General features: G+C 62.4%; 24 protein-coding genes and 1 pseudogene. 9 read left to right on the forward strand and 16 right to left on the reverse strand.

Annotated features, from left to right (window positions below):
- Positions 1-251 (reverse strand): hypothetical protein (locus tag VGP39_RS25565; RefSeq protein WP_327570875.1); only part of this gene is annotated, 251 nt, incomplete at its 3' end.
- 630 nt (positions 252-881) lie between these two features.
- Here VGP39_RS25565 and VGP39_RS25570 point away from each other — a divergent pair.
- Entirely contained in the window at positions 882-1,118 is a 237-nt protein-coding gene (locus VGP39_RS25570) for a DUF3551 domain-containing protein (RefSeq protein WP_327570896.1), read from the forward strand.
- A gap of 35 nt (positions 1,119-1,153) precedes the next feature.
- Here VGP39_RS25570 and VGP39_RS25575 read toward each other — a convergent pair whose 3' ends face one another.
- Positions 1,154-1,495 carry a BrnA antitoxin family protein gene (locus tag VGP39_RS25575; protein WP_327570876.1) on the reverse strand — a complete coding sequence of 114 codons (342 nt, stop codon included), beginning with the start codon at positions 1,493-1,495 and terminating at the stop codon, positions 1,154-1,156.
- A 500-nt stretch (positions 1,496-1,995) separates the two neighbouring features.
- The gene (locus VGP39_RS25580; protein WP_327570877.1) at positions 1,996-2,364 is read right to left on the reverse strand and encodes a hypothetical protein; all 369 of its coding nucleotides are present in this window, start codon (positions 2,362-2,364) and stop codon (positions 1,996-1,998) included.
- A 128-nt stretch (positions 2,365-2,492) separates the two neighbouring features.
- Here VGP39_RS25580 and VGP39_RS25585 point away from each other — a divergent pair, with 128 nt between their 5' ends.
- On the forward strand, positions 2,493-2,801 hold the full coding sequence (locus tag VGP39_RS25585) for a hypothetical protein (RefSeq protein ID WP_327570878.1): 309 nt from the start codon (positions 2,493-2,495) through the stop codon (positions 2,799-2,801).
- 20 nt (positions 2,802-2,821) lie between these two features.
- Here the strand turns inward: VGP39_RS25585 and VGP39_RS25590 are convergent, their stop codons facing one another.
- Positions 2,822-3,130, reverse strand: a complete 309-nt coding sequence (locus VGP39_RS25590) for a hypothetical protein (protein WP_327570879.1) — start codon at positions 3,128-3,130, stop codon at positions 2,822-2,824.
- 31 nt (positions 3,131-3,161) lie between these two features.
- Between VGP39_RS25590 and VGP39_RS25595 the strand changes: the two genes are divergently transcribed.
- On the forward strand, positions 3,162-3,473 hold the full coding sequence (locus VGP39_RS25595) for a hypothetical protein (RefSeq protein WP_327570880.1): 312 nt from the start codon (positions 3,162-3,164) through the stop codon (positions 3,471-3,473).
- 187 nt (positions 3,474-3,660) lie between these two features.
- Positions 3,661-4,341 (forward strand): ParA family protein, encoded by a 681-nt coding sequence (locus VGP39_RS25600; RefSeq protein ID WP_327570881.1) that lies wholly within the window; start codon positions 3,661-3,663, stop codon positions 4,339-4,341.
- Between the two features lie 232 nt (positions 4,342-4,573).
- Here VGP39_RS25600 and VGP39_RS25605 read toward each other — a convergent pair whose 3' ends face one another.
- The 3 genes from VGP39_RS25605 to VGP39_RS25615 form a co-directional block, all read right to left on the reverse strand.
- A complete protein-coding gene (locus tag VGP39_RS25605) occupies positions 4,574-4,708 on the reverse strand; it encodes a hypothetical protein (protein WP_327570882.1) in 135 nt (44 codons plus the stop codon).
- Between the two features lie 140 nt (positions 4,709-4,848).
- Positions 4,849-7,254, reverse strand: a complete 2,406-nt coding sequence (locus tag VGP39_RS25610) for an EAL domain-containing protein (protein WP_327570883.1) — start codon at positions 7,252-7,254, stop codon at positions 4,849-4,851.
- Between the two features lie 133 nt (positions 7,255-7,387).
- Complete coding sequence (locus tag VGP39_RS25615) at positions 7,388-7,663, reverse strand: metal-sensitive transcriptional regulator (RefSeq protein WP_327570884.1); 276 nt, start codon at positions 7,661-7,663, stop codon at positions 7,388-7,390.
- 58 nt (positions 7,664-7,721) lie between these two features.
- Here VGP39_RS25615 and VGP39_RS25620 point away from each other — a divergent pair, with 58 nt between their 5' ends.
- Positions 7,722-10,103, forward strand: a complete 2,382-nt coding sequence (locus VGP39_RS25620; protein ID WP_327570897.1) for a heavy metal translocating P-type ATPase — start codon at positions 7,722-7,724, stop codon at positions 10,101-10,103.
- A 465-nt stretch (positions 10,104-10,568) separates the two neighbouring features.
- Here the strand turns inward: VGP39_RS25620 and VGP39_RS25625 are convergent, their stop codons facing one another.
- The gene (locus tag VGP39_RS25625; protein ID WP_327570885.1) at positions 10,569-11,492 is read right to left on the reverse strand and encodes a LysR family transcriptional regulator; all 924 of its coding nucleotides are present in this window, start codon (positions 11,490-11,492) and stop codon (positions 10,569-10,571) included.
- A 2-nt stretch (positions 11,493-11,494) separates the two neighbouring features.
- Positions 11,495-12,460 carry a thioredoxin-disulfide reductase gene (gene trxB, locus VGP39_RS25630; protein WP_327570886.1) on the reverse strand — a complete coding sequence of 322 codons (966 nt, stop codon included), beginning with the start codon at positions 12,458-12,460 and terminating at the stop codon, positions 11,495-11,497.
- Positions 12,461-12,726: 266 nt separating this feature from the next.
- Here trxB and VGP39_RS25635 point away from each other — a divergent pair, with 266 nt between their 5' ends.
- Complete coding sequence (locus tag VGP39_RS25635) at positions 12,727-13,206, forward strand: Lrp/AsnC family transcriptional regulator (protein ID WP_327570887.1); 480 nt, start codon at positions 12,727-12,729, stop codon at positions 13,204-13,206.
- Positions 13,207-13,363: 157 nt separating this feature from the next.
- Here the strand turns inward: VGP39_RS25635 and VGP39_RS25640 are convergent, their stop codons facing one another.
- The 4 genes from VGP39_RS25640 to VGP39_RS25655 form a co-directional block, all read right to left on the reverse strand.
- Entirely contained in the window at positions 13,364-13,774 is a 411-nt protein-coding gene (locus tag VGP39_RS25640) for a DoxX family protein (protein WP_327570888.1), read from the reverse strand.
- A gap of 10 nt (positions 13,775-13,784) precedes the next feature.
- Positions 13,785-14,180 (reverse strand): DoxX family protein, encoded by a 396-nt coding sequence (locus tag VGP39_RS25645; RefSeq protein WP_327570889.1) that lies wholly within the window; start codon positions 14,178-14,180, stop codon positions 13,785-13,787.
- Between the two features lie 158 nt (positions 14,181-14,338).
- Positions 14,339-14,605 (reverse strand): hypothetical protein, encoded by a 267-nt coding sequence (locus VGP39_RS25650; RefSeq protein WP_327570890.1) that lies wholly within the window; start codon positions 14,603-14,605, stop codon positions 14,339-14,341.
- 83 nt (positions 14,606-14,688) lie between these two features.
- Complete coding sequence (locus VGP39_RS25655; protein WP_327570891.1) at positions 14,689-16,053, reverse strand: LON peptidase substrate-binding domain-containing protein; 1,365 nt, start codon at positions 16,051-16,053, stop codon at positions 14,689-14,691.
- Positions 16,054-16,146: 93 nt separating this feature from the next.
- On the opposite strand from VGP39_RS25655, the gene VGP39_RS25660 reads away from it, so the two are divergent.
- Positions 16,147-16,575: a GNAT family N-acetyltransferase gene (locus VGP39_RS25660; protein WP_327570892.1), complete on the forward strand. Its 429-nt coding sequence runs from the start codon at positions 16,147-16,149 to the stop codon at positions 16,573-16,575.
- 86 nt (positions 16,576-16,661) lie between these two features.
- Complete coding sequence (locus VGP39_RS25665) at positions 16,662-17,453, forward strand: serine O-acetyltransferase (RefSeq protein WP_327570893.1); 792 nt, start codon at positions 16,662-16,664, stop codon at positions 17,451-17,453.
- A gap of 34 nt (positions 17,454-17,487) precedes the next feature.
- Here VGP39_RS25665 and VGP39_RS25670 read toward each other — a convergent pair whose 3' ends face one another.
- Positions 17,488-17,637 (reverse strand): hypothetical protein, encoded by a 150-nt coding sequence (locus VGP39_RS25670; protein WP_327570894.1) that lies wholly within the window; start codon positions 17,635-17,637, stop codon positions 17,488-17,490.
- Positions 17,638-17,756: 119 nt separating this feature from the next.
- Between VGP39_RS25670 and VGP39_RS25675 the strand changes: the two genes are divergently transcribed.
- Positions 17,757-17,924, forward strand: coding sequence for a hypothetical protein (locus tag VGP39_RS25675; protein ID WP_327570895.1), 168 nt, complete (start codon positions 17,757-17,759; stop codon positions 17,922-17,924).
- Positions 17,925-17,997: 73 nt separating this feature from the next.
- On the opposite strand, the gene greA is transcribed toward VGP39_RS25675, so the two are convergent.
- Complete coding sequence (gene greA, locus VGP39_RS25680) at positions 17,998-18,471, reverse strand: transcription elongation factor GreA (RefSeq protein WP_327570898.1); 474 nt, start codon at positions 18,469-18,471, stop codon at positions 17,998-18,000.
- Positions 18,472-18,611: 140 nt separating this feature from the next.
- Positions 18,612-19,296 (reverse strand): annotated as a pseudogene (locus tag VGP39_RS25685) (carbamoyl phosphate synthase large subunit); the annotation flags it as partial.

A 19,296-nucleotide genomic window follows, 5' to 3' on the forward strand; every position in this document is an offset into this window, starting at 1 on the left:
TATTCCATCAGGTCGGTGAAGGTGGTCGTCGAGCCCTCCGCAGCCGAGGAATGTACGGCATCCAGACGGGCAAAGAGGCGACCGACGGCCGCGTCACGATTCCAGGCTCGTAGCCGGCGGTCGAATTCGCGGATGGAAGCCATGGCGGGATCGAGCAGATCATGAACCTCATCGAGGGGCGGGAATGACGGGACGTTGGGTTTGAAGAGCTTTCGGCCCCGCTCGTCGAATTCGAAGGTTCCCGCGCTCATAACGGCATCACTCTTATTATGAGGTATTTACACATCCTATAATAAGACGTATTGCTGGTATTAGCTAGGGTTGAGAAGCGTGTTTGATAGTTTGGACGGAAACCTCGCTCCGTCATGCCCGGCCTCGTGCCGGGCATCCACGTCTTTCTTTGCAGCCGAAGACGTGCATGGCCGGGACGAGCCGGCCATGACGATCAACTAAACTAGAGCGCGGCGAGCGGTGTTGCCCTTTTTACTTTTTGCCGCCGCGCCGCACCTTCTCGGCTGCGATCAAGCGCTCAAGCCAATCGGCGAGGGAGCGGGCGTTCTTGACAAGGAATTCGCGCAGCGCGTCATGTCGCGGATCAAGGGTGCGAGCCATCCATCGTTGTTAAACGGACGCTTTGCGTACGGAAAAAATACGTATTCAGGAATCAGGAATACGAGGTCGGGACCGCCGCCAGCACCGAGAGTTTAAGCAAACGCCAACACTTCAGGGTATTCTCACGCTTGATCAATTTTCGCCTCGTATAAGGGACGACCCGGCAAGACAGGATGAACCTTTATTAAGTTGTATTTTCCGATGCGGCGCGCATGCTCGGCGACACGGGGCTCATTCATGGGAGACCAAACATGAAGACGATATCCATGATGGCGGCAGCCGCAGCGATCGCCGTTTCCGCGCTTTCTCTTAACGCGACTCCGGGAGCGGCAAAGACGGCAAAGGCCGGACCGACCACAGCTCCGGAACATTACTGCCTGTCATACGAAGCCGGATCGGAGTGCGGCTTTACAAGCTACGCGCAATGCGAGGCAATGGCTTCCGGCATCGGAGGCGAATGCAGACGAGAGGCAGGCGATCGAACACGACAGCCGGCGCACGGGTGATGAACCTGAAAGCCAACTGCTCTTCTGCGACAAGCCTATGATTTCGTTCGTCTGAGGCGCCCGACAACCGACGCGGGTCCGCTGCGCGGCACCACTGCGGTTCGAAGCTTGCGCGCGCGGCGCAGGTCTGCATTGATGCGCGTCTGCCAGCCCTCGCCGGTTTCGCGATAAGCCTCGACGACATCCTCGTCGAGGCGAAGCGTGATCGCGGTTTTCGGCTTGCCCGACAATGGCGGCCGTCCGCGCCGGATCAGTTTATCGCCATGGCACAATTCTCCATGGCGAACGAAATCGTTCAGCAATTCGGGAGCGTCGTCGGGATCACTGGTGACCGGCTTGCCGAAATATTTTGCGCCAGCGCTTTTCTTCTTTTTCATGGCAGTACCTCATCGAGATGATGTGGGGGCTTGTATCCCGCCGGGTCCATACCATCCGGTCATCGAGAAACCTGCGCTGACCCCGGCGAACTTCGCCGTAGTCAACCGGTCGTCTACAACCGTCACTGTGTCGCCGGAAAAGACCTTCTCGGCGTCAACCGCGAAATCGAGACCCCGGTGCGTCAGAGTCCAGTTGCGCTTGGCGGGATCGAAGGTCGTCATACCGGTCTATGTAACGGTATAAATACGCTTTCATCAAGAATTATGTAACTACATAATTGAGTTTTTCCACCCCCTACTTCCGTTGCGGCTCCCGCCGCCTTGCGAATCCTCCACCATTCACCCACAATCGCCGCGAGAGGGACGATATTATTAACGCTGATCTCAATTCATTGCGCTTGAGGGGGCTTCATGGTTGCCGTCCAGTCCAGGATCAGCCAGTCCGGTTTGATGTTCGCGATTGCGCTTGTTGTTTCGCTGCTGCCGGCCGGCGCGCAGGCCTATACGCCCGAACAGCAGCAGGCGTGTACGCCCGACGCCTTTCGGCTATGCGGTGACGCTATTCCGGACGTCGACCGCGTCACGGTCTGCATGATCAGGAACAGGTCCCAGCTCAGTCCCGGCTGCCGAGTGTTTTTCAGGTCGCCGGAGCCGGTGGCGGCCCCGGTGAGGATGGCGCGGAAGCCGGTCCGCATCACGCCCGCGACGGCGCGCAAGCCCGTTAGCAACAAACCAAGAAAAACAAGAAAGCCCGCCAGGCCCGCTAGCGCGACCTGACCGCCGCCGGGTATACTCCGATGCCCGAAAAGAAGTTCGTTTGCATTGCTGCTGTTTTGAACCGCCTTCGGACGCAACAGGGCACGGAACATTCATAGCTCCAGGCGGTTTTGGGTCGAAAGGGTCCACGCTGGTTGATTTTGCGGCATCCGTTTGGATGAAACGACGACACTTTTGTATCGATAGTTGCGACCGTCCATTTTCTTTGTTGGGGATTTCAATGACGCAGATTTTGAGAGGCCGTTTCGACGGATTCAAAGCCGCAGATCGGACGCAGCCAGTTTCGCTGGGGCTTTTGCCGGAGCGGTATCACGTCGACGGCAACGGGCGGCGCGTTCTGGTCGGGCTCACGCCTGCCGAAACGCGTGAATTCGAGACGCTCGATTCGCTCTCGCCGTCGGACCACACCGGCAACGGCATCGCCTGGACCTTTGGCGGAGAGCCGACGACGGGTCTCGAAAAGCGCTGGCTTCAGCTCTATGCCAAGCACGATGAGGCCTGGAAAGCCTTGAAGGGGCAGGGCGGCTAGTCGCCGATATCCGCTCCCGCTCAGAACTTGCGCAGGAAGGATCGTTGCTCGATACGCAGCATCTGAAGCGGTGAGGTGGCGATCTCGAAACGACGGTATCTGCGGTTTTCGTTTTGGCCACGCAGCAGGTAGTGCTTTCGCAAATCCATATTGATATTCACCAGGTTGAGCTCCAGATAAAGCGCGTCGCAGGGTGGGCAAAGCGAAGCGTGCCCACCAATTGCAAATTTGCATGAACTCAGCCGCGTCTGGCGCGTTGCATGTGGATGGGAGCCGCGATTCAAGCCCCGCTCGCGCGACAAGCTGTCACGTGGTAACGGTGGCGCCAATCAACATCTCCCGATTACAAGGAGATATCCAGTGAGTGCAGCCCACAAGGCAGAACTCGACCGGCATTTTGCCTGGTTTGAGGCCAAGTTGTCGCCACGGCCGGCGCGGTTCGTCCGCTGGCTGCGCAAGCCCTCGTCGGGGCTGGTGCGGATTCCGCTGGCGATCCTGCTGGTGGTCGGCGGCGTGTTCAGCTTCCTGCCGATCCTCGGACTGTGGATGCTGCCGCTCGGGCTGCTGCTGATCGCACAAGACGTGCCGTTCCTGCAGAAGCCGCTGGCCGAGATGCTCGGATGGATCGATCGCAAATGGATCGAACGGCAACGCGCCAAAGGCGTGCAATGAGTCTTTTTCGAGTCCATTCGCCGTCTAATTGAATCGTTTTTCCGATTCGCCGCACTGCATGATGTGACTCAAATGCCAACCTTGAAGTCAAATCAGGGGCTTCGCCACAATTGGCCGCAAATTTTTCTTTCGCGAATCAGCAACCTGATTCATTTTCGCCTCTTAGCGTCAATCTGGAGGCAGAGGTATGAACGTCATTGTTTTCGCATCGCGTAAAGGTGGTTCGGGCAAAAGTACCCTCGCCGCGCATCTCGCTGCGCAAGTCCATAAACCGTCGAGACCGTGTCTATTGATCGATGCGGACCCGCAGGGCTCGCTCACGCTCTGGCACAAGCTGCGCGGCACCAACGAACCGCCGATCAAGAGCGCCGTCAATTCGGTGGGCGGCATCGTCGCAGCAGCCAAGCGCGACGGCATCGAATGGGTCTTCATCGACCTGCCGCCGAACGTGTCGGGCGTCGTAGAGGACGCGATCAGGAATGCGACAATGGTGATCATTCCGGCGCGGCCCGGCGTGTTCGATGTCAACGCGGTGCAGGAAACCATTCAGACCTGCCGGTCCAACCGCAAGCCCTATGCGGTCGTTATCAATGGCGCTCCGGCGATGCGGGATGGCGTCGAAAGCCGGATCGTCACTATCGCCCGCGAGGCGCTGGCGAAGTTCAAGGCGCCGGTATGGGGCGGGCAGATCACCAACCGCGCCGATCTGTTGATGGCGCTTGGTCATGGCGAAGGCGCGCGCGAATATTATGCCGAGGGCCGCGCGGCCTCCGAGATCGGCAAGCTGTGGGGCGCGATCGAACGTTCGGTCAAGGCGATCCGCGGCCAGGCGTCCGCGTCAGGCGCGATGCACAAGCAGGCGGCCTGATAGGCCGTACGGTTGCGTCTACAAGAGCGCGCGGATTTTCCGCGCGTTTTCTGTTGTGCGCCTTCACCCCCCCCTGGAGGGGGAGGGTCGCCGCGAATGAAATTCGCGGCGGGGTGGGGTGAATGTTCATCCGCGGCGCTACCTTTGCAGCTTCACCCCGCCGCGTCGCGCATTGCGCTTCGCGCATGCTTGCCGACCCTCCCCCTTCAGGGGAGGGTAAGAGAGCGCGAATTCAATTCACCATCAGCAGATAGAAGACGATCACCGGGGATAGCGTGAGAATCACCGTCCACACCCCCAGCGCCCACAGAATATCCTCGGTGCTGAACACCGGCTCTTGGAAAAATTGATTGTCCTGACTGCTCACGACGCCCCCGCGTTTCTTGTTGGTTAGCGGAGACAATACGTGTCGAATTTTAAAAACCCGGCCGCAAACTCGCTCGCATTTGAACACAGGTGCTAGTGCGGATTAACCATGGCGGTTCACGGCAGCAGCGAAGCCGTGGGTCAGGCTACTTTCGGCTCGGCCACAGGATCGTCTTTGTCGGTCGTTGGCGTCGCCTCGTTATGCGTCAAGTTCCGGAATTGGCCGATCTCGGCTGGGCGCCCGAGCAGGTAGCCCTGCCCGATATCGCAAGATTCTGCTCTCAGGAAATCAAGCTCGGCTTTGGTTTCGACGCCTTCCGCCAGCACCGGCAGCCCGAGCCCGCGGCCAAGGCCCAGCACCGCCCGGACAATGGTCGCAGCCTGATCGTTGGTATTGACCGACTTGATGAACGAACCGTCGATCTTGATCTTGTCGAACGGGAACGCGCGCAAATTCGAGAGCGAGGAATATCCGGTGCCGAAATCGTCCATGGCGATGCGAATGCCGAGCGCCTTGATCAGCCGCAGTGTCGTCAGCGCGCGATTGAAATCGCGAACCAGCGCGGTCTCGGTGATCTCGATCTCCAACCGGCTCGGCGACAGCCCGGTTTCCAGCAGAATCTGGTGCACTTCCCTGACAAAGTCGGCGTTGTAAAGCTGTACCGCCGAGACGTTGACGGCGACGGTCAATGGCTGCGTCCATGTCGCGGCCTCGCGGCAGGCCGACTTCATCACCCAGTCGCCGATTTCCAGGATGCTGCCGGTTTCCTCGGCGATCGGGATGAACGTCGCGGGTGAAATCTCACCTCTGGTCGGATGCTTCCAGCGCAACAGCGCTTCAAATCCGGTGATGGCGTTGCTCTGAATGTCCGCCTGCGGCTGAAACACCAGCCGCAGCTCATCGCGCGCAATGGCAAGACGCAGGTCGTGTTCGAGCAGCCGCCGCTCGCGCACTTCCGCTCCCATCGCGGCTTCAAAAAACCGGTAGGTGTTACGGCCCTCGGTCTTGGCGCGGTAGAGCGCGGTGTCGGCCTGGGTAAGAAGCGTCTCACGGCTGCTGGCGTCGTCGGGGCAGATCGCGATCCCGATGCTGGCTGAGATAGCGTTGGTTTCCGGCGCGTCGCTCTTGGCGCGCAAGGCTTCCAGGATGGTTTCGGCGAGCCGGCTTGCTGCCGCGGGATTGGCAATTCCGGGCATGAGAATGGCGAATTCGTCGCCGCCGAGGCGGGCCATTATTTCGCGTTCGCGCAAGACGTCGGTGATGCGCGAGGCCACCGTCTGCAGCACGGTATCGCCGGCGGCGTGTCCGAACAGATCGTTGACCTCCTTGAAACGGTCGAGATCGAGACACAGCACGGCGAGTCTTTCGCCCTTGCTCAAGGAGGCGATTTCCTGCTCCAGGCGGCCGTGGAAATGGCTGCGGTTGGGAAGCGACGTCAACGCATCGTGATGCGCGAGATAGCGGATATGCTGCTCGGCTGCCTTGCGTGCCCGCAGGTCGCGAACCGCAATCACATGATGCGGCCTTCCTGCGAACACGATCGGCCGCAGGATCAATTCGACCGAACTCACCGATCCGTCGACACCGCGCAAACCGGTTTCAAGCGGCTGGTTCGAACCGGCCGTCAGTTTTGCGCGGGCGGCGCGGTCGGGAAAACAATTGTCGAGCCGGGTGCCGACCAGGCTTGCCGCAGGCAAACCCATCAAGGTCGCAAAACTTGTGTTGACGGAGACGATCGTTTCCCCATCGCAGACCAACAGTCCTTCGACCGACGCATTGGCGAGATCGCGCATGTGGTCGACCTCGAGCTCGGACCGCCTGCGGTCGCGGATATCGAGCACGGCGCCCGCCAGCGCTAGTCCGATGATGACGAACCCTGCGAGCGCCACGCCGAGCGCGAGCCAGCCCGCGGGCAATGCCGATTGCGAGACCGTGATCGTGGGGTCGGGGATGATTCCGACCGCGCCCATCGCCGTGAAGTGATGGCTGCAGATCGCCAGCGTCAACAGGCCGGCGCCGCCGATCTTGTATTTTTCCTGTTGGCCGTGCAGGCCGACAGGAAGCGCGAGCGCGCCGATTGCGGCGCCGACCACAATCGATGCGGCCACCAGCACGGGATCCCAAAGGATCATCCCCTCGATTTCGAAGGCCGCCATTCCGGTGTAGTGCATCGCCGCGATGCCACCGGCGACGACGGCGCCACCAAGCCATGGCCCATGACGCCAGTTCGGGACAATCGAGATCGCCAGGCCCGCGCCGGTCAAAGCAATCGCGGCGAGCAGCGACAGGGCGGTCAGGGCGATGTTGTAGCCGCTCGGAATCCCCGGGGTGAAAGCCAGCATGGCGATGAAGTGCGTAGCCCAGATGCCGAAGCCGGTGGAGACCGCGGACACCGCGAGCCAGATGCCACGCAAGTGGCTGGTCGAGCCGCGCGCATGGTGTAGCAGGTTGATTGCCGCGAACGACGCCAGCGCACAAACAATGGCGGCGAGCACCACAAGCCTGAGGTCGTGGGCGTAGGCGATGCAACTATAAATTTTCAACATGACAAGTACCGCAACGGCGGGGACGACCGCGATCGCAGGCAAGCTAGCGGTAATTATGTAATGAGAGGTGAATCCGCGGGGCGTAGAAAGGCCGCTCACTGTTGCCAGCCGGACCTACGGTTTGCGCGGACCGTCATCTGTCGGCGCGGCCGACCACGTCCATCAGTTCGGCGATCTTGCGGCGCTGGTCGGCCTTGTCGCCGGACGAGATCGCGTGCTCGACGCAATGGGCGACATGATCGCGCAGGATTTCCTCCTCGACGCGGCGCAACGCCGCCCGCGCCGCCGCGATCTGGGTGACGATATCGATGCAGTAGCGGTCACCCTCGACCATGCTGGCGAGGCCGCGGACCTGTCCCGCGATCCGGTTGAGCCGTTTCAGGATGGAAGCCTTGATCTCCTTGCGCATGCACCTACTATACCCCCACGGGGTATATGGTTCAAGGTGTCGGGCACTCCTGATGGCAATGACGGATCACGAACACATGGTGCATCAAGCCGGCCGCGGCGATCACATCCACGCGACCGATCCGGTCTGCGGCATGAGCGTCGATCCGCAGACGGCGAGGCATCGCTTCGCCTACAAGGGCCGCGACTATTTCTTTTGCTCCGGACGCTGCGCCGCGCGTTTTGAGGCCGAGCCCGAGAAATTCCTGAAGCCGCAACCGCCGGAGCCAGCGCCCGGCTCGATCTACACCTGCCCGATGCATCCGGACGTCAAACAGGCCGGTCCCGGCAGTTGCCCGATCTGCGGCATGGCGCTGGAGCCCGAGCACATCTCGCTCGATGATGCGCCCGACCCTGAACTGATCGACATGACCAGGCGGTTCTGGATCGCGCTGGCGCTGACGATTCCGGTGTTCGTGATCGACATGGGCGGCCATCTCGGATTGCATCTGCTGCCGCAAAATTGGTCGAACTGGATTTCGTTCGCGCTGGCGACGCCGGTGGTGTTGTGGGCGGGCGCGCCGTTCTTTGCGCGCGGCTGGCGCTCGCTGGGGCTTGATCCTCAAAAGTGGCTTTCCGGTTTTCGGACCAGATCAAGCCCCAACAAAAAAATCACACGCAATCTGAATATGTTCACCCTGATTGCGATGGGCACCGGCGTCGCCTGGGCTTACAGCGTGGTGGCAACGCTGGCGCCGCAGCTGTTTCCAGCTGATTTCCGCGACATGCACGGCGCGGCCCCGGTATATTTCGAGGCCGCGGCGGTGATTACGGTACTGGTGCTGCTCGGGCAGGTGCTCGAACTGCGCGCGCGGCAAAAGACCTCCGGCGCGATCCGCGCGCTGCTTGGCCTCTCGCCGAAAACCGCGCGGCGCGTCACCGCGCACGGCGACGAGGATGTCGCGCTCGATGCGATCGCGGTCGGCGATCTGCTGCGCGTGCGCCCCGGCGAGAAGATTCCGGTCGATGCAATCGTCATCGAAGGCCGCTCGTCGGTCGACGAGTCCATGGTGACGGGTGAATCGATGCCGGTGAACAAGGCCGAAGGCGATCGCGTGATCGGCGGCACCGTCAATCAAGGCGGCGCCCTCGTGATACGCGCGGAAAAGGTCGGTCGCGACACCATGCTGGCGCGCATCGTCGACATGGTGGCGCGGGCGCAGCGCTCGCGCGCGCCGATTCAGCGCCTCGCGGACCGGGTTGCCGGCTGGTTTGTGCCGCTGGTGATCGCGGTATCGGTCGCGGCGTTTGCGGCGTGGGCGACGTTCGGGCCGGAGCCCCGCTTCACCTACGGCCTGGTCGCCGCGGTGACGGTGCTGATCATCGCGTGCCCCTGCGCGCTCGGTCTGGCGACGCCGATGTCGATCATGGTCGGCATCGGGAGCGGCGCGCGTACCGGAATCCTGATCCGCGACGCAGAGGCGCTGGAGCAACTGGAAAGCGTCGACACGATGGTGCTCGACAAGACCGGCACGCTCACCGAGGGCAAGCCCAGGGTGGCTGCGCTGATTCCGGCTGGCGGTGTCGATGAGAACGAATTGCTGCGGCTTGCCGCCAGCATCGAGCGCGCAAGCGAGCATCCGCTGGCGCAGGCGATCCTCAGCGCCGCCAATGCGCGGGGTCTCGCCTTGAGCGATATCGGCGATTTTGCCTCGCGGTCCGGCAAGGGCGCGACCGGAACGGCCGATGGCAAGCATATCGCGCTCGGCAATGCGATGCTGATGCGCGAGCTCAATATCGGCACCCATGACCTCGACGCCGCCGCCGAGGACTCACGGCAAAATGGCGCCACCGCGATCCATGTCGCCATCAACGGTCGCGCCGCGGGCGTGATCGCGATTGCGGATCCGATAAAACCGTCGGCGCAAGCTGCGTTGCAAGCCTTGCGCGCGGACGGTCTTCGCATCGTCATGCTGACCGGCGACAACGTCACAACGGCCAACGCGGTTGCCAAATTGCTCGGCATCAATGAAGTTGAGGCGGGGGTGTTGCCCGAGCGCAAAAGCGACGTCGTGCAGCGCTTGCGCAATGAGGGCCGCCGCGTCGCCATGGTCGGCGACGGCGTCAACGATGCGCCGGCGCTCGCGGCAGCGGACGTCGGCATCGCCATGGGCGGCGGCACCGACGTGGCGATCGAAAGCGCGGGGATTACGCTCCTGACCGGCGATCTGACGGGACTGCTGCGGGCGCGACGATTGTCGAAGGCCACGATGCGCAACATCCGCCAGAACCTCGCCTTCGCGTTCCTCTACAACGCCGCCGGCGTGCCGGTCGCCGCCGGCGCGCTCTATCCGCTGTTCGGCATCCTGCTGTCGCCGATGGTCGGTGCCGCGGCGATGGCGCTGTCATCGGTCAGCGTGATCGCCAACGCGCTGCGGCTGGCGCGGGTGCGGCTGGATTAAAAATACGGTGCACGAAATCGTGATCGGGCGAAATCGCCTGTAGCCGGATGGAGCGCCGCGCAATCCTGGGTTGTCCGGCATGGAGTCCCCCGGATTTCGCTTCACTCATCCGGGTTACGCCAAAAAAAAGCCGGGCTCGTTAGAGCCCGGCTTAAGGTATTGGCCATGTGAGGCCGACACAATCACCTTCCAAGAGGGATAACTGAGCTTCCGCGCCACTGGAGGAGGGGGACAATGCGCAACGCGAACTCTCAGCGTGCAGGCAGTATGATCCCCGTTTTCGTCCCGCATCAACTGCCCCGCCCGCATATCAGTCATGCGGAGACGGAGGGAGAAACCTCCAGCCCGCCTTCGCTGCTGCGCAGCTTCGGCGCGGCACCCGCGTCTCCATCGTTTCGTCGCGGCTCGCGCGCCGAAGCGTTAGCGAAGGCGGGTGCGGAGATCGTGGGTTCGTGCAGACGTGCCTCACGACGGCCAGCGCTGCGCCTTGCTCACCACGAAATCCCGGAACACTTGCACGCGCGCCACCGTCTTCAATTCTTCGGGATAAACGAAATAGGTATCCAGTTGAATCGAATCCGATTCGCCGAAAAGCTGCACTAACCGGTTGTTTTCCTCAACCAGATAGTCCGGCAATGCTGCGATTCCGAGCCCTTGCTGGCATGCGCGCACCAGGCCGAGGATATTGTTGACCCTGAAATAGGGCTCGCGAGGCCCCGAGCCATTGCGGCCGGCATCGATCAGCCAGCTGCGGTTCTGCAAATGCGGTTGAACCTGGGGATCGCTCAGCATGATGATGCGATGGTCGTCGAGGTCGTCGAGGGTGCGCGGCGTGCCGAAGCGCTTGATATATTCCGGCGAGCAATAGGCATGGATGCCGATCTGGAACAACTTGCGCTGGATCAGGTCGGGCTGGGTCGGCTTGCGGGTGCGGATCGCGACGTCGGCCTCGCGCATCGACAGATCGAGTTCTTCGTCGGTGACGATCAGCGAGATACGAATGTCCGGATAAAGCCCGGTGAATTCGTGCAGCCGCGGAATCAGCCAATTGATGCCGAGCGCCGGCGGCGTCTGGATCTTGAGGTCGCCGCTCGGCCGCTCGCGGCTGTCGGTCAGTTTGGCGCGCGCCGCCTGCAGCTGCATGAACACGTCATGCGCGGTGCGAAACAACAGGTCGCCCTGCTCGGTGAGGATCAGGCCGCGGGCGTGGCGGTGGAACAGCGACACCGAAAGTTCCTGCTCCAGCGCGCTGACCTGCCGCGACACGGCCGATTGCGACAGGCCGAGCTGCTCGCCGGCATGGGTAAAACTTCCGGCTTCCGCGGCCGCGTGAAATACCTTCAGCTTGTCCCAATCCATATCGGTGAATCCGTCGCGGGTTCGAGCCATGACTACTCCGCCGCCGCGCGGTCGCTCGCGCGCAGCGCGAGAAAGCGTTCGGCCTCGAGGGCGGCCATGCAGCCAAGGCCTGCGGCCGTGACTGCTTGCCGATAGGTTTCGTCGGCGACATCGCCGGCGGCGAACACGCCGGGCACCGAGGTCGCCGTGGAATTCGGCGCCACCTCGACATAGCCTGACGGTTTCAGCTTGACCTGGCCGACGACCAGTTCGGTCGCCGGCGCGTGGCCGATCGCGATGAAGACGCCGTCGGCGGGAACTTCGGTCAGCTTGCCGGTTTTGACGTTCTTGAGACGGACATGGGTGACCTTGCCCGGATTTTCGCTGCCGCAGATCTCGTCGATCGCCGAGTCCCAGACCACCTTGATCTTGGGATTCTTGAACAAGCGATCCTGAAGAATACGCTCGGCGCGGAAGTGATCGCGGCGATGCACGATGGTCACCTGCGAGGCGAAGTTGGTGAGGAACAGCGCCTCCTCGACCGCGGTGTTGCCGCCGCCGACCACCATGACCTGCTTGCCGCGATAGAAGAATCCGTCGCAGGTGGCGCAGGCCGACACGCCAAAGCCCTTGAATTTTTCTTCCGAGGGCGTCCCGAGCCAGCGCGCCTGCGCGCCGGTGGCCAGGATCACGGTTTCGGCGAGATAGACATCGCCGCTGTCGCAGGTCAGGCGGAACGGCCGCTGCGATAGGTCGAGCCTGGTGACCAGATCGGTGACGAGCTTGGTGCCGACATGCGCCGCCTGCTTTTCCATCTGCTCCATCAGCCAGGGGCCCTGGATCACATCGGCAAAGCCCGGATAGTTTTCGACGTCGGTGGTGATGGTCAGCTGGCCGCCGGGCTGGATGCCCTGGATCAAGACCGGCTCCAGCATCGCCCGCGCAGCATAGATCGCAGCAGTATAGCCGGCCGGGCCGGAACCGATGATAACAACTTTGGCGTGAATGGGGGCAGCCATTGGGTCGAATCCCTACCTGAAGGGCGTTTGGTCAGCGCTGTGGCGGAGTGTCGCCTGTAAAGGCATCGTTACGGCGTCAAAAGTGCCATATCCAATCTAGGGCATATGTCGAGCTATGCAAGATTTGCAATCCGTGGCGGCAAATTTTCCACGAAAGTTCAATAATTTCGCACTGCACACGTAATAAAATTGCGCACGGCGCAGGACGGCGATATGAGTGTTGCGGACAGTCCCCACCGAAATTGCCGCTTAGGATCTGGAATCGCGTGTCAAAGAGCCTTGACGAGATCGACCTCAAAATTCTGAACGAAATCCAGGCCGATGGCCGAATCACCAATGTCGAACTGGCCAAACGGGTCGGCATTTCCCCGCCACCCTGTCTGCGCCGGGTCCGGACGCTGGAGCAGGCCGGCTACATCCAGGGTTATCGCGGTCTGCTGGACCCGCGGCTGCTCGGCTTTGACGTCACGGTGTTCGCCTCGGTGCACTTGTCGAGCCAGGCCGACGCCGATCTGCGCGCCTTCGAGGATTTCGTGCGCGCCGAACCGCTGGTGCGCGAGTGCTGGATGCTGTCCGGCGAAGTCGATTTCATCTTGAAATGCGTGGCGCCGGACATGACGACATTCCAGGAATTCGTCACGCACCTGACCGCGGCGCCGCATGTCCGCAACGTCCGCACCTCGCTGGTGCTGCACAACTCGAAGAACGACGCCGCGGTGCCGCTGGAATTGAAGGCGGCGGGCTAGCCTCGTGTCCCGGGCGCGATGCAGCGCGTAGCTCTTGCGAAGCGCTGCTTCGCAGAACCGGGACCCCGGTTGCGATCGTAGTAAGCTGGGCCCCGGCTCTGCAGCGCACCGCTCCGCAAGAGCTACGCGCTGCACTGCGTCCGGGGCACGATAGCGATCACCGCTTCCGCATCGTCGCGTCGAGGCTCCACAGCCCGCCGCCCGCGCAGGCCAGATACAGGCAGGCGAAGCAGAACAGGATCGCCGCGTTGCCGCCGTTCAAGAGCGGGATGAACACCGGCGAGCCGGTCTTGAACATGTGCCCCATGAAGTAGGCGAACGCCATTTCGCCGGACAGGATGAACGCAACCGGGCGGGTGAAAAGCCCGAGGATCAGCAGCGCCCCGAGCACGAGCTCCAGCCATCCCGCAGCCACGATCAGCGGCGGGATGTTGGCGAAATACGGCAGCACCGGAAATTTGAGAATCTTCGCCACGCCGTACTGAAACAGCAGCAGCCCCACCATGATGCGGAAGATGCTGAGAACCATCGGCTCCCAGCGTACAAGCATTCGATTGAATTGATCCATGGTCGCCCCCTCAAGCCTTCTTCATCGAAGCATCGACGCTCCACGGACCCGCACCTGCCGTCGACAGATAAAGGCAGGTGAAGCAGTACAGCGCCGCCAGCGTGCCGCCGTTGATCAGCGGATGAAAACCCTTCGGGAAGTGGCCGATAAAGTAAGCGAAAGCCATCTCGCCGGAGAGGATGAACGCCACGGGCTGCGTCCACAGGCCGAGGATCAGCAGCGCGCCGCCGATCAGTTCGATGACGCCGGCGGCGCCGCTCAGTGACATCAGCTGCACGTTGGCGTACATCGGCAATGCCGGAAAGCCGAGCAGCTTTCCCATTCCGTGCTGGATGATGAGCAGTCCGGTAATGATGCGCAGCACGCTCAGGGCGCGCGGCGTCCATGCCGCGAGTGTTTCATTCATGGTAGTTCCCCCAATTGAAGTAGCGCATAAGTCGTATCGCGTTGCGGCTTTCAGGGAAAGCAGTTCGCCGCCAGCAATTGCACGCGCTTTCGCAAAGCAGCATGGAATAACGGTAGCGGCAAAGTGTTTGCCGCGACATTCTGTCATCGCGATCGCGACTATTTTTTCTGAGGCTCGCTGTGCGGAATGGCCGGGCTGAGACAGCGGACGGCCTGAGGCTGACAGGCAAAACCGATGTTGGAACAGACCGGTGGCTCGCCGTCGCCGCCACGCGAGCAGTTCACGCACTCGTCCGTCCACCGGCTGCAATTCGGCGGGCCTTTCTGCACCGAGACGTCCTGCGGGGCCGTCCGCGGCGGAATTTCGAGGTCGGCCGCGAACGACGCGCCGGCGGCGATCAAGGCCGCCGCGAGCAAGGCGATCAAAAGAGAGCGTCGCATGTGTTTTCCCGTTCCGATGCCGCTGCATCAAAGCGTTGTTTCATCGTCGCGGCAACGGGAACGCGTGCCTAACCCGCTCCCCCAATGCCGCGCGCGATAAATTCGGCCGCACGCTCCCGCGACACGCCTTGTTCGCCGAGCAGGCGCGCCGCCGGACTTCGCGTTTCGGGGAATAACGCCAGCAGGGTGTTTGCACCGGTCACCGCAGGCCGGCCCAACTCTTGCGCATGCGAAGCGGCGCGCTGGGCCACGCGCTCGAATGCGGCAGTCGGTCCGGCGTCTGCGCCCTTCTCGAACACAAAATCCTTCAACTCGTTATCGAGGTAGCTGATCAGGCCGGCTTTCAGCGCGCCGAGATCGGCCTGGCACTCCCGCATCGCGGCGGAAGCATCCGCGTCGTCCACCAGAGCAAGCAGCAGATGCTCCAGCGTTGCGAACCGATGGTTTCGCTGCCTCGCGTAGTCGAAGGCGCGACGCCACGTCGCTTCAAGGGTGGGCGAAAGCGGCGCCAAGACGTCCATCAGGGCGTCGACCCGTTTCAGTCTCGTCACGGGATCGAGCGTCGCCAGCAGGCTGTGCTTGTCGCTGAGCGGCAGCACCATATAAACAGAGATGACATCGGCAACCCGGCCGGGATCGCGGGTTTGATCGAGCGGCGGCCTGATCTGCGGCAGTCGAATGTCGCGGGCGGCCGCCCAGCTTTCGAAGCGCTTGACAGCATGCCGGATCAGTTCGGGCGCCTCGGGGATCGGTCCCTCACTGACGTCGGCAACGTCGGCCTGGAATGCCCCGGTTTCGCCGACGAAGCGGCGGATCACGACGCGCCGGCGTGGCTGCGCCAGAACCTTCAGCCTGCCGTCATCCAGCCGTTCAACGTCGAGCAACTGGGCGAGCACGCCGATCTCGTAGACATCCTCAAATCGCGGCTCTTCGACGGCGCCGTTCCTCTGCACAGCGAGCACGACTTCGCGCTGGCGCTCGAACGCTTCCTTCAGCGCCAGCACGGTCTTCTCGCGTCCGACGAAAAGCGGGTAGGTCGCCGTCGGGAAGGGAACGAGGTCTCTGAGCGGAAACGCCGGGTAACTTGCAACTGCGGTCGAACGGCCGGCGACCGGAGCGTCCCTTCGGTCGACCTGCAGCAACGCCGACAAGGTATTCCAGTCGGCAACGCCCAGCATTTTCGAAACCAGCTCCAGGCTCTCGCTGTGGCTGATGTTGATGGTTTTGCCGGTCAGGGATTCGCGCAGGGTCTGCGCCATAGCCTTTGCATCGCGAAAATCGCGCATCGCATTCGTCCTCTGCATGAGCGAACCAGGCGTGTCAGGTGGTTGCGTTGCTGACCCGGTCGCTCGGGCAAAGGGGGGCCGGTAAGCCTCGATACGTTCACCGTTCCGATGAGGGCGCAACCGGCAGGTCGTATCTACCGACGGCAAAACTGGCGCAAAGACGGTTTGCTGTCAATAAACTATCGCGCCGCCGGCGATACGTCGTTAAGCAGGATCAACCACGAAGGCAGAGTGCCCGCCATGGAAGAAGTGATTGTATCCGAGCGGCTTCCCACGGTCGCCGAATATATCGGGCTTCGGACGACAATGGGCTGGGGCAGGATCGACCAGGCGACGTCCGACCGGACGCTGCAAGCGGCGGCCTTCACCGTTTGCCTGCACCGGCGGGATCGGTTGGCGGGCATTGCGCGGGTGATGGGCGATGGTGCTTTGTATTTCTTTCTGGCTGATCTGATTATCGCTCCGGAGTTTCACGGCAGCGGATACGGCGAGCGGCTGATGCAGGCGGTGACATCGTATTTCGATCGGAGCGCATTGCCCGGCGCAACCATTACGCTGGTTGCACTAAACGGCCAGGAAGCGTTCTATGAGAAATTCGGATTCATGCGGTGCCCAAGCGGGCCGTTTGGCACGGCGATGCACTACGCTGCGGCGCCGCCTCCCGGCTAGCGCCGGCGGCACGGTCGTCTTGCAGCGCGCCAGGTGCAGCGCTACGCTGTTTCCTTCGAAGCTATGAACGGGCCGGGGAGATCATGATGGGCCTGGCATTACCGGCTGAAAGCCCTTCGCTCTGGGATACGATCCAGCGCGAGGCGGTCGCGGTTGCTGCCGCTGAACCGGTGTTGGCCCCGTGGATGCACGAGGCGATCGTCAATCACAACGATCTTGCCGGCGCGCTGGCGCAATTGATCGCCGTGGCGGTCGGCGGCAGCAGCGCGGAGAAGGCCCTGACCCGGCGGCTGGCCGAGCGGGCCTATCGCGACGATCCCTCTTTGATCGAGACCGCGACCCTCGATCTGCGGGCGCCGCTCGACCGCGATCCGGCATGTCCCGGCGCCCTCCACGTGCTGCTGCATTTCAAGGGCTACATCGCGCTGCAGGCTTACCGCATCTCGCATCGGCTCTGGGAAAGCGGCCGAACCGAATTCGCTCGCGAGCTGCATGGCCGCATTACCCAGGCGCTGCATGTCTGCATCCATCCTTCCGCGACCATCGGCAGTGCCGTCTTTATCGACCATGGCACCGGCGTCACCATCGGTGAAGGCGTCGTCATCGGCGACGACACATCGATACTGCAGGACGTCACGGTCAGCCGCTCGCCGGGAGGCCAAGCCGGCGCGCCGCGGATCGGCCGCGGCGTGCTGCTGTCGGCAGGCGCAATGGTGCTGGGCAACGTCCACATCGGCGACTTCGCCAAGATTGGCGCCGGCTCGCTGGTCCTTGCGTCGGTGCCGCCCGGCACCACCGCAGTCGGCGTGCCGGCGCGGCTGGTCAGCCGCACACCGGACCCACGGCCCGCGCTGAACATGGATCAGTCTCTGCCCTGATCCTGCGGGTGATGCCGGTACGCTGCGCACCCGGTCACTTTTCCTTTGGCGCGAGCGAGACGGCCAGGCTAATGACCTTGCGCCGAAACTCCGCGCTGGCGATCCTGCGGAAAGCGCGCATCAACTCAAGCCCGTCCTCGATAGGCATTACCTCGTTGTCCGGCCGATCCTGCTTGCTACCCATCACCATCTCCCTGTGAGGTTGAGAGATGGATGATAACTCAATCTAGCGCTGTCTTTCTACCGTAATACTGGCAATCTGCCAGCATTCCATCAATCAGACCGTTTCGTTAGAAACGGCTGATGAAAAAGCCGAAACAGGAAACGCGCGAGGCCGCGATGCACGTGCGCGTGAGACCCTCCGTAAAAGCGGCGGCCGACCGGCTCGCCCAGGAAGACGGCCGCTCGCTCGCCAACTGGCTCGAGCACCTGATCGAAACCGAGGCCGCGCGGCGCGACGGGAAGAAGTGAAACAAGGCGTCCGACGCCGTTTGCGGGCGCAGCGCTCAGATCACCTCGCCCCACTTGCGGAGCGAGGGAGAAGCTACCGCCACTCCACTTTGGTGATCTCATACGCCTTGGCCCCGCCGGGCGCCACCACCTCGACCGAGGTGCCCTTCTTCTTGCCGATCAGCGCCCGCGCCAAGGGCGAGGTGATGGAGATGCGGCCCTTCTTGGCGTCGGCTTCCGGCTCGCCGACGATCTGCCAGACCGCCTTCTTGTCGGTGTCCTCGTCGACCAGCGTTACGGTGGCGCCGAACTTGATGGTGTCGCCGGAGAGTTTTGAGATGTCGATGATGTCGGCGCGCGCCAGCTTGTCCTCGAGCTCGGCGATACGGCCCTCATTGTGAGACTGCTCTTCCTTGGCGGCGTGGTATTCGGCGTTTTCCGACAGGTCGCCATGCGAGCGCGCCTCGGCGATATGCTCGATGATGCGCGGACGGTCTTCCGACTGCCGCCTTTTCAACTCGACCTCAAGGGCGGCATAGCCGCCGGCGGTCATCGGAACCTTTTCCATCATCTCACTTCGTCCTTCAACCTCATGCGGGACCAATCCTTGAGGCCGCACAAAACGCCGAAACAGAACATCCCCATGACTGGCGAGTTCCAGTCATGCCGGCATTATTGCCGATCCATTGCCGGGCGTGCAGCAAAAGATCAGGTTTCGGAAAAATAACTCTGCAGCGTGCGGACCTCGAGGTCCCCGCCCAGATAGGCCCGGATGCCCTGCGCGGCCGCCACGGCACCGGAAAGAGTGGTGTAATATGGCACTTTATGCAAGAGGGCAGCGCGCCGCAGCGAGCGGCTGTCAGCCAGGGCCGCCGCCCCGTCGGTGGTATTGAAGACCAGCTGGATGTCGCCGTTGGTGATGGCATCCACGATGTGCGGCCGGCCTTCCAGCACCTTGTTGACCTTTTCGGTGGGTACGCCGTTGTCGGCCAAAAAGCGCGCGGTGCCCGACGTCGCCATCACCTTGAAACCCAGCGAGAACAACTGCCGCACCGCATCGAGGATGCGGGCCTTGTCGCCCTCGCGGACCGAAACGAATACGGTGCCCTTGCGCGGCACCCTTGTGCCGCCGCCGAGCTGGCTCTTGGCGAAGGCGACTTCGAAGGAACGGTCGATGCCCATGACTTCGCCGGTGGAGCGCATTTCCGGACCCAGCACGGTATCGACGCCGGGGAAGCGCGCGAACGGAAACACCGATTCCTTGACGCCGACATGGTCGAGATTGCGCTTTTTCAGATTGAAGTCTGCAAGCTTCTCGCCGGCCATGATTCGGGCCGCGATCTTCGCCACCGGCATGCCCATCACCTTGGCGACGAACGGCACCGTGCGCGAC

The sequence above is a fragment of the Bradyrhizobium sp. genome (genome assembly GCF_036009065.1).
In the GTDB taxonomy this organism is placed as follows: Bacteria; Pseudomonadota; Alphaproteobacteria; order Rhizobiales; family Xanthobacteraceae; genus Bradyrhizobium.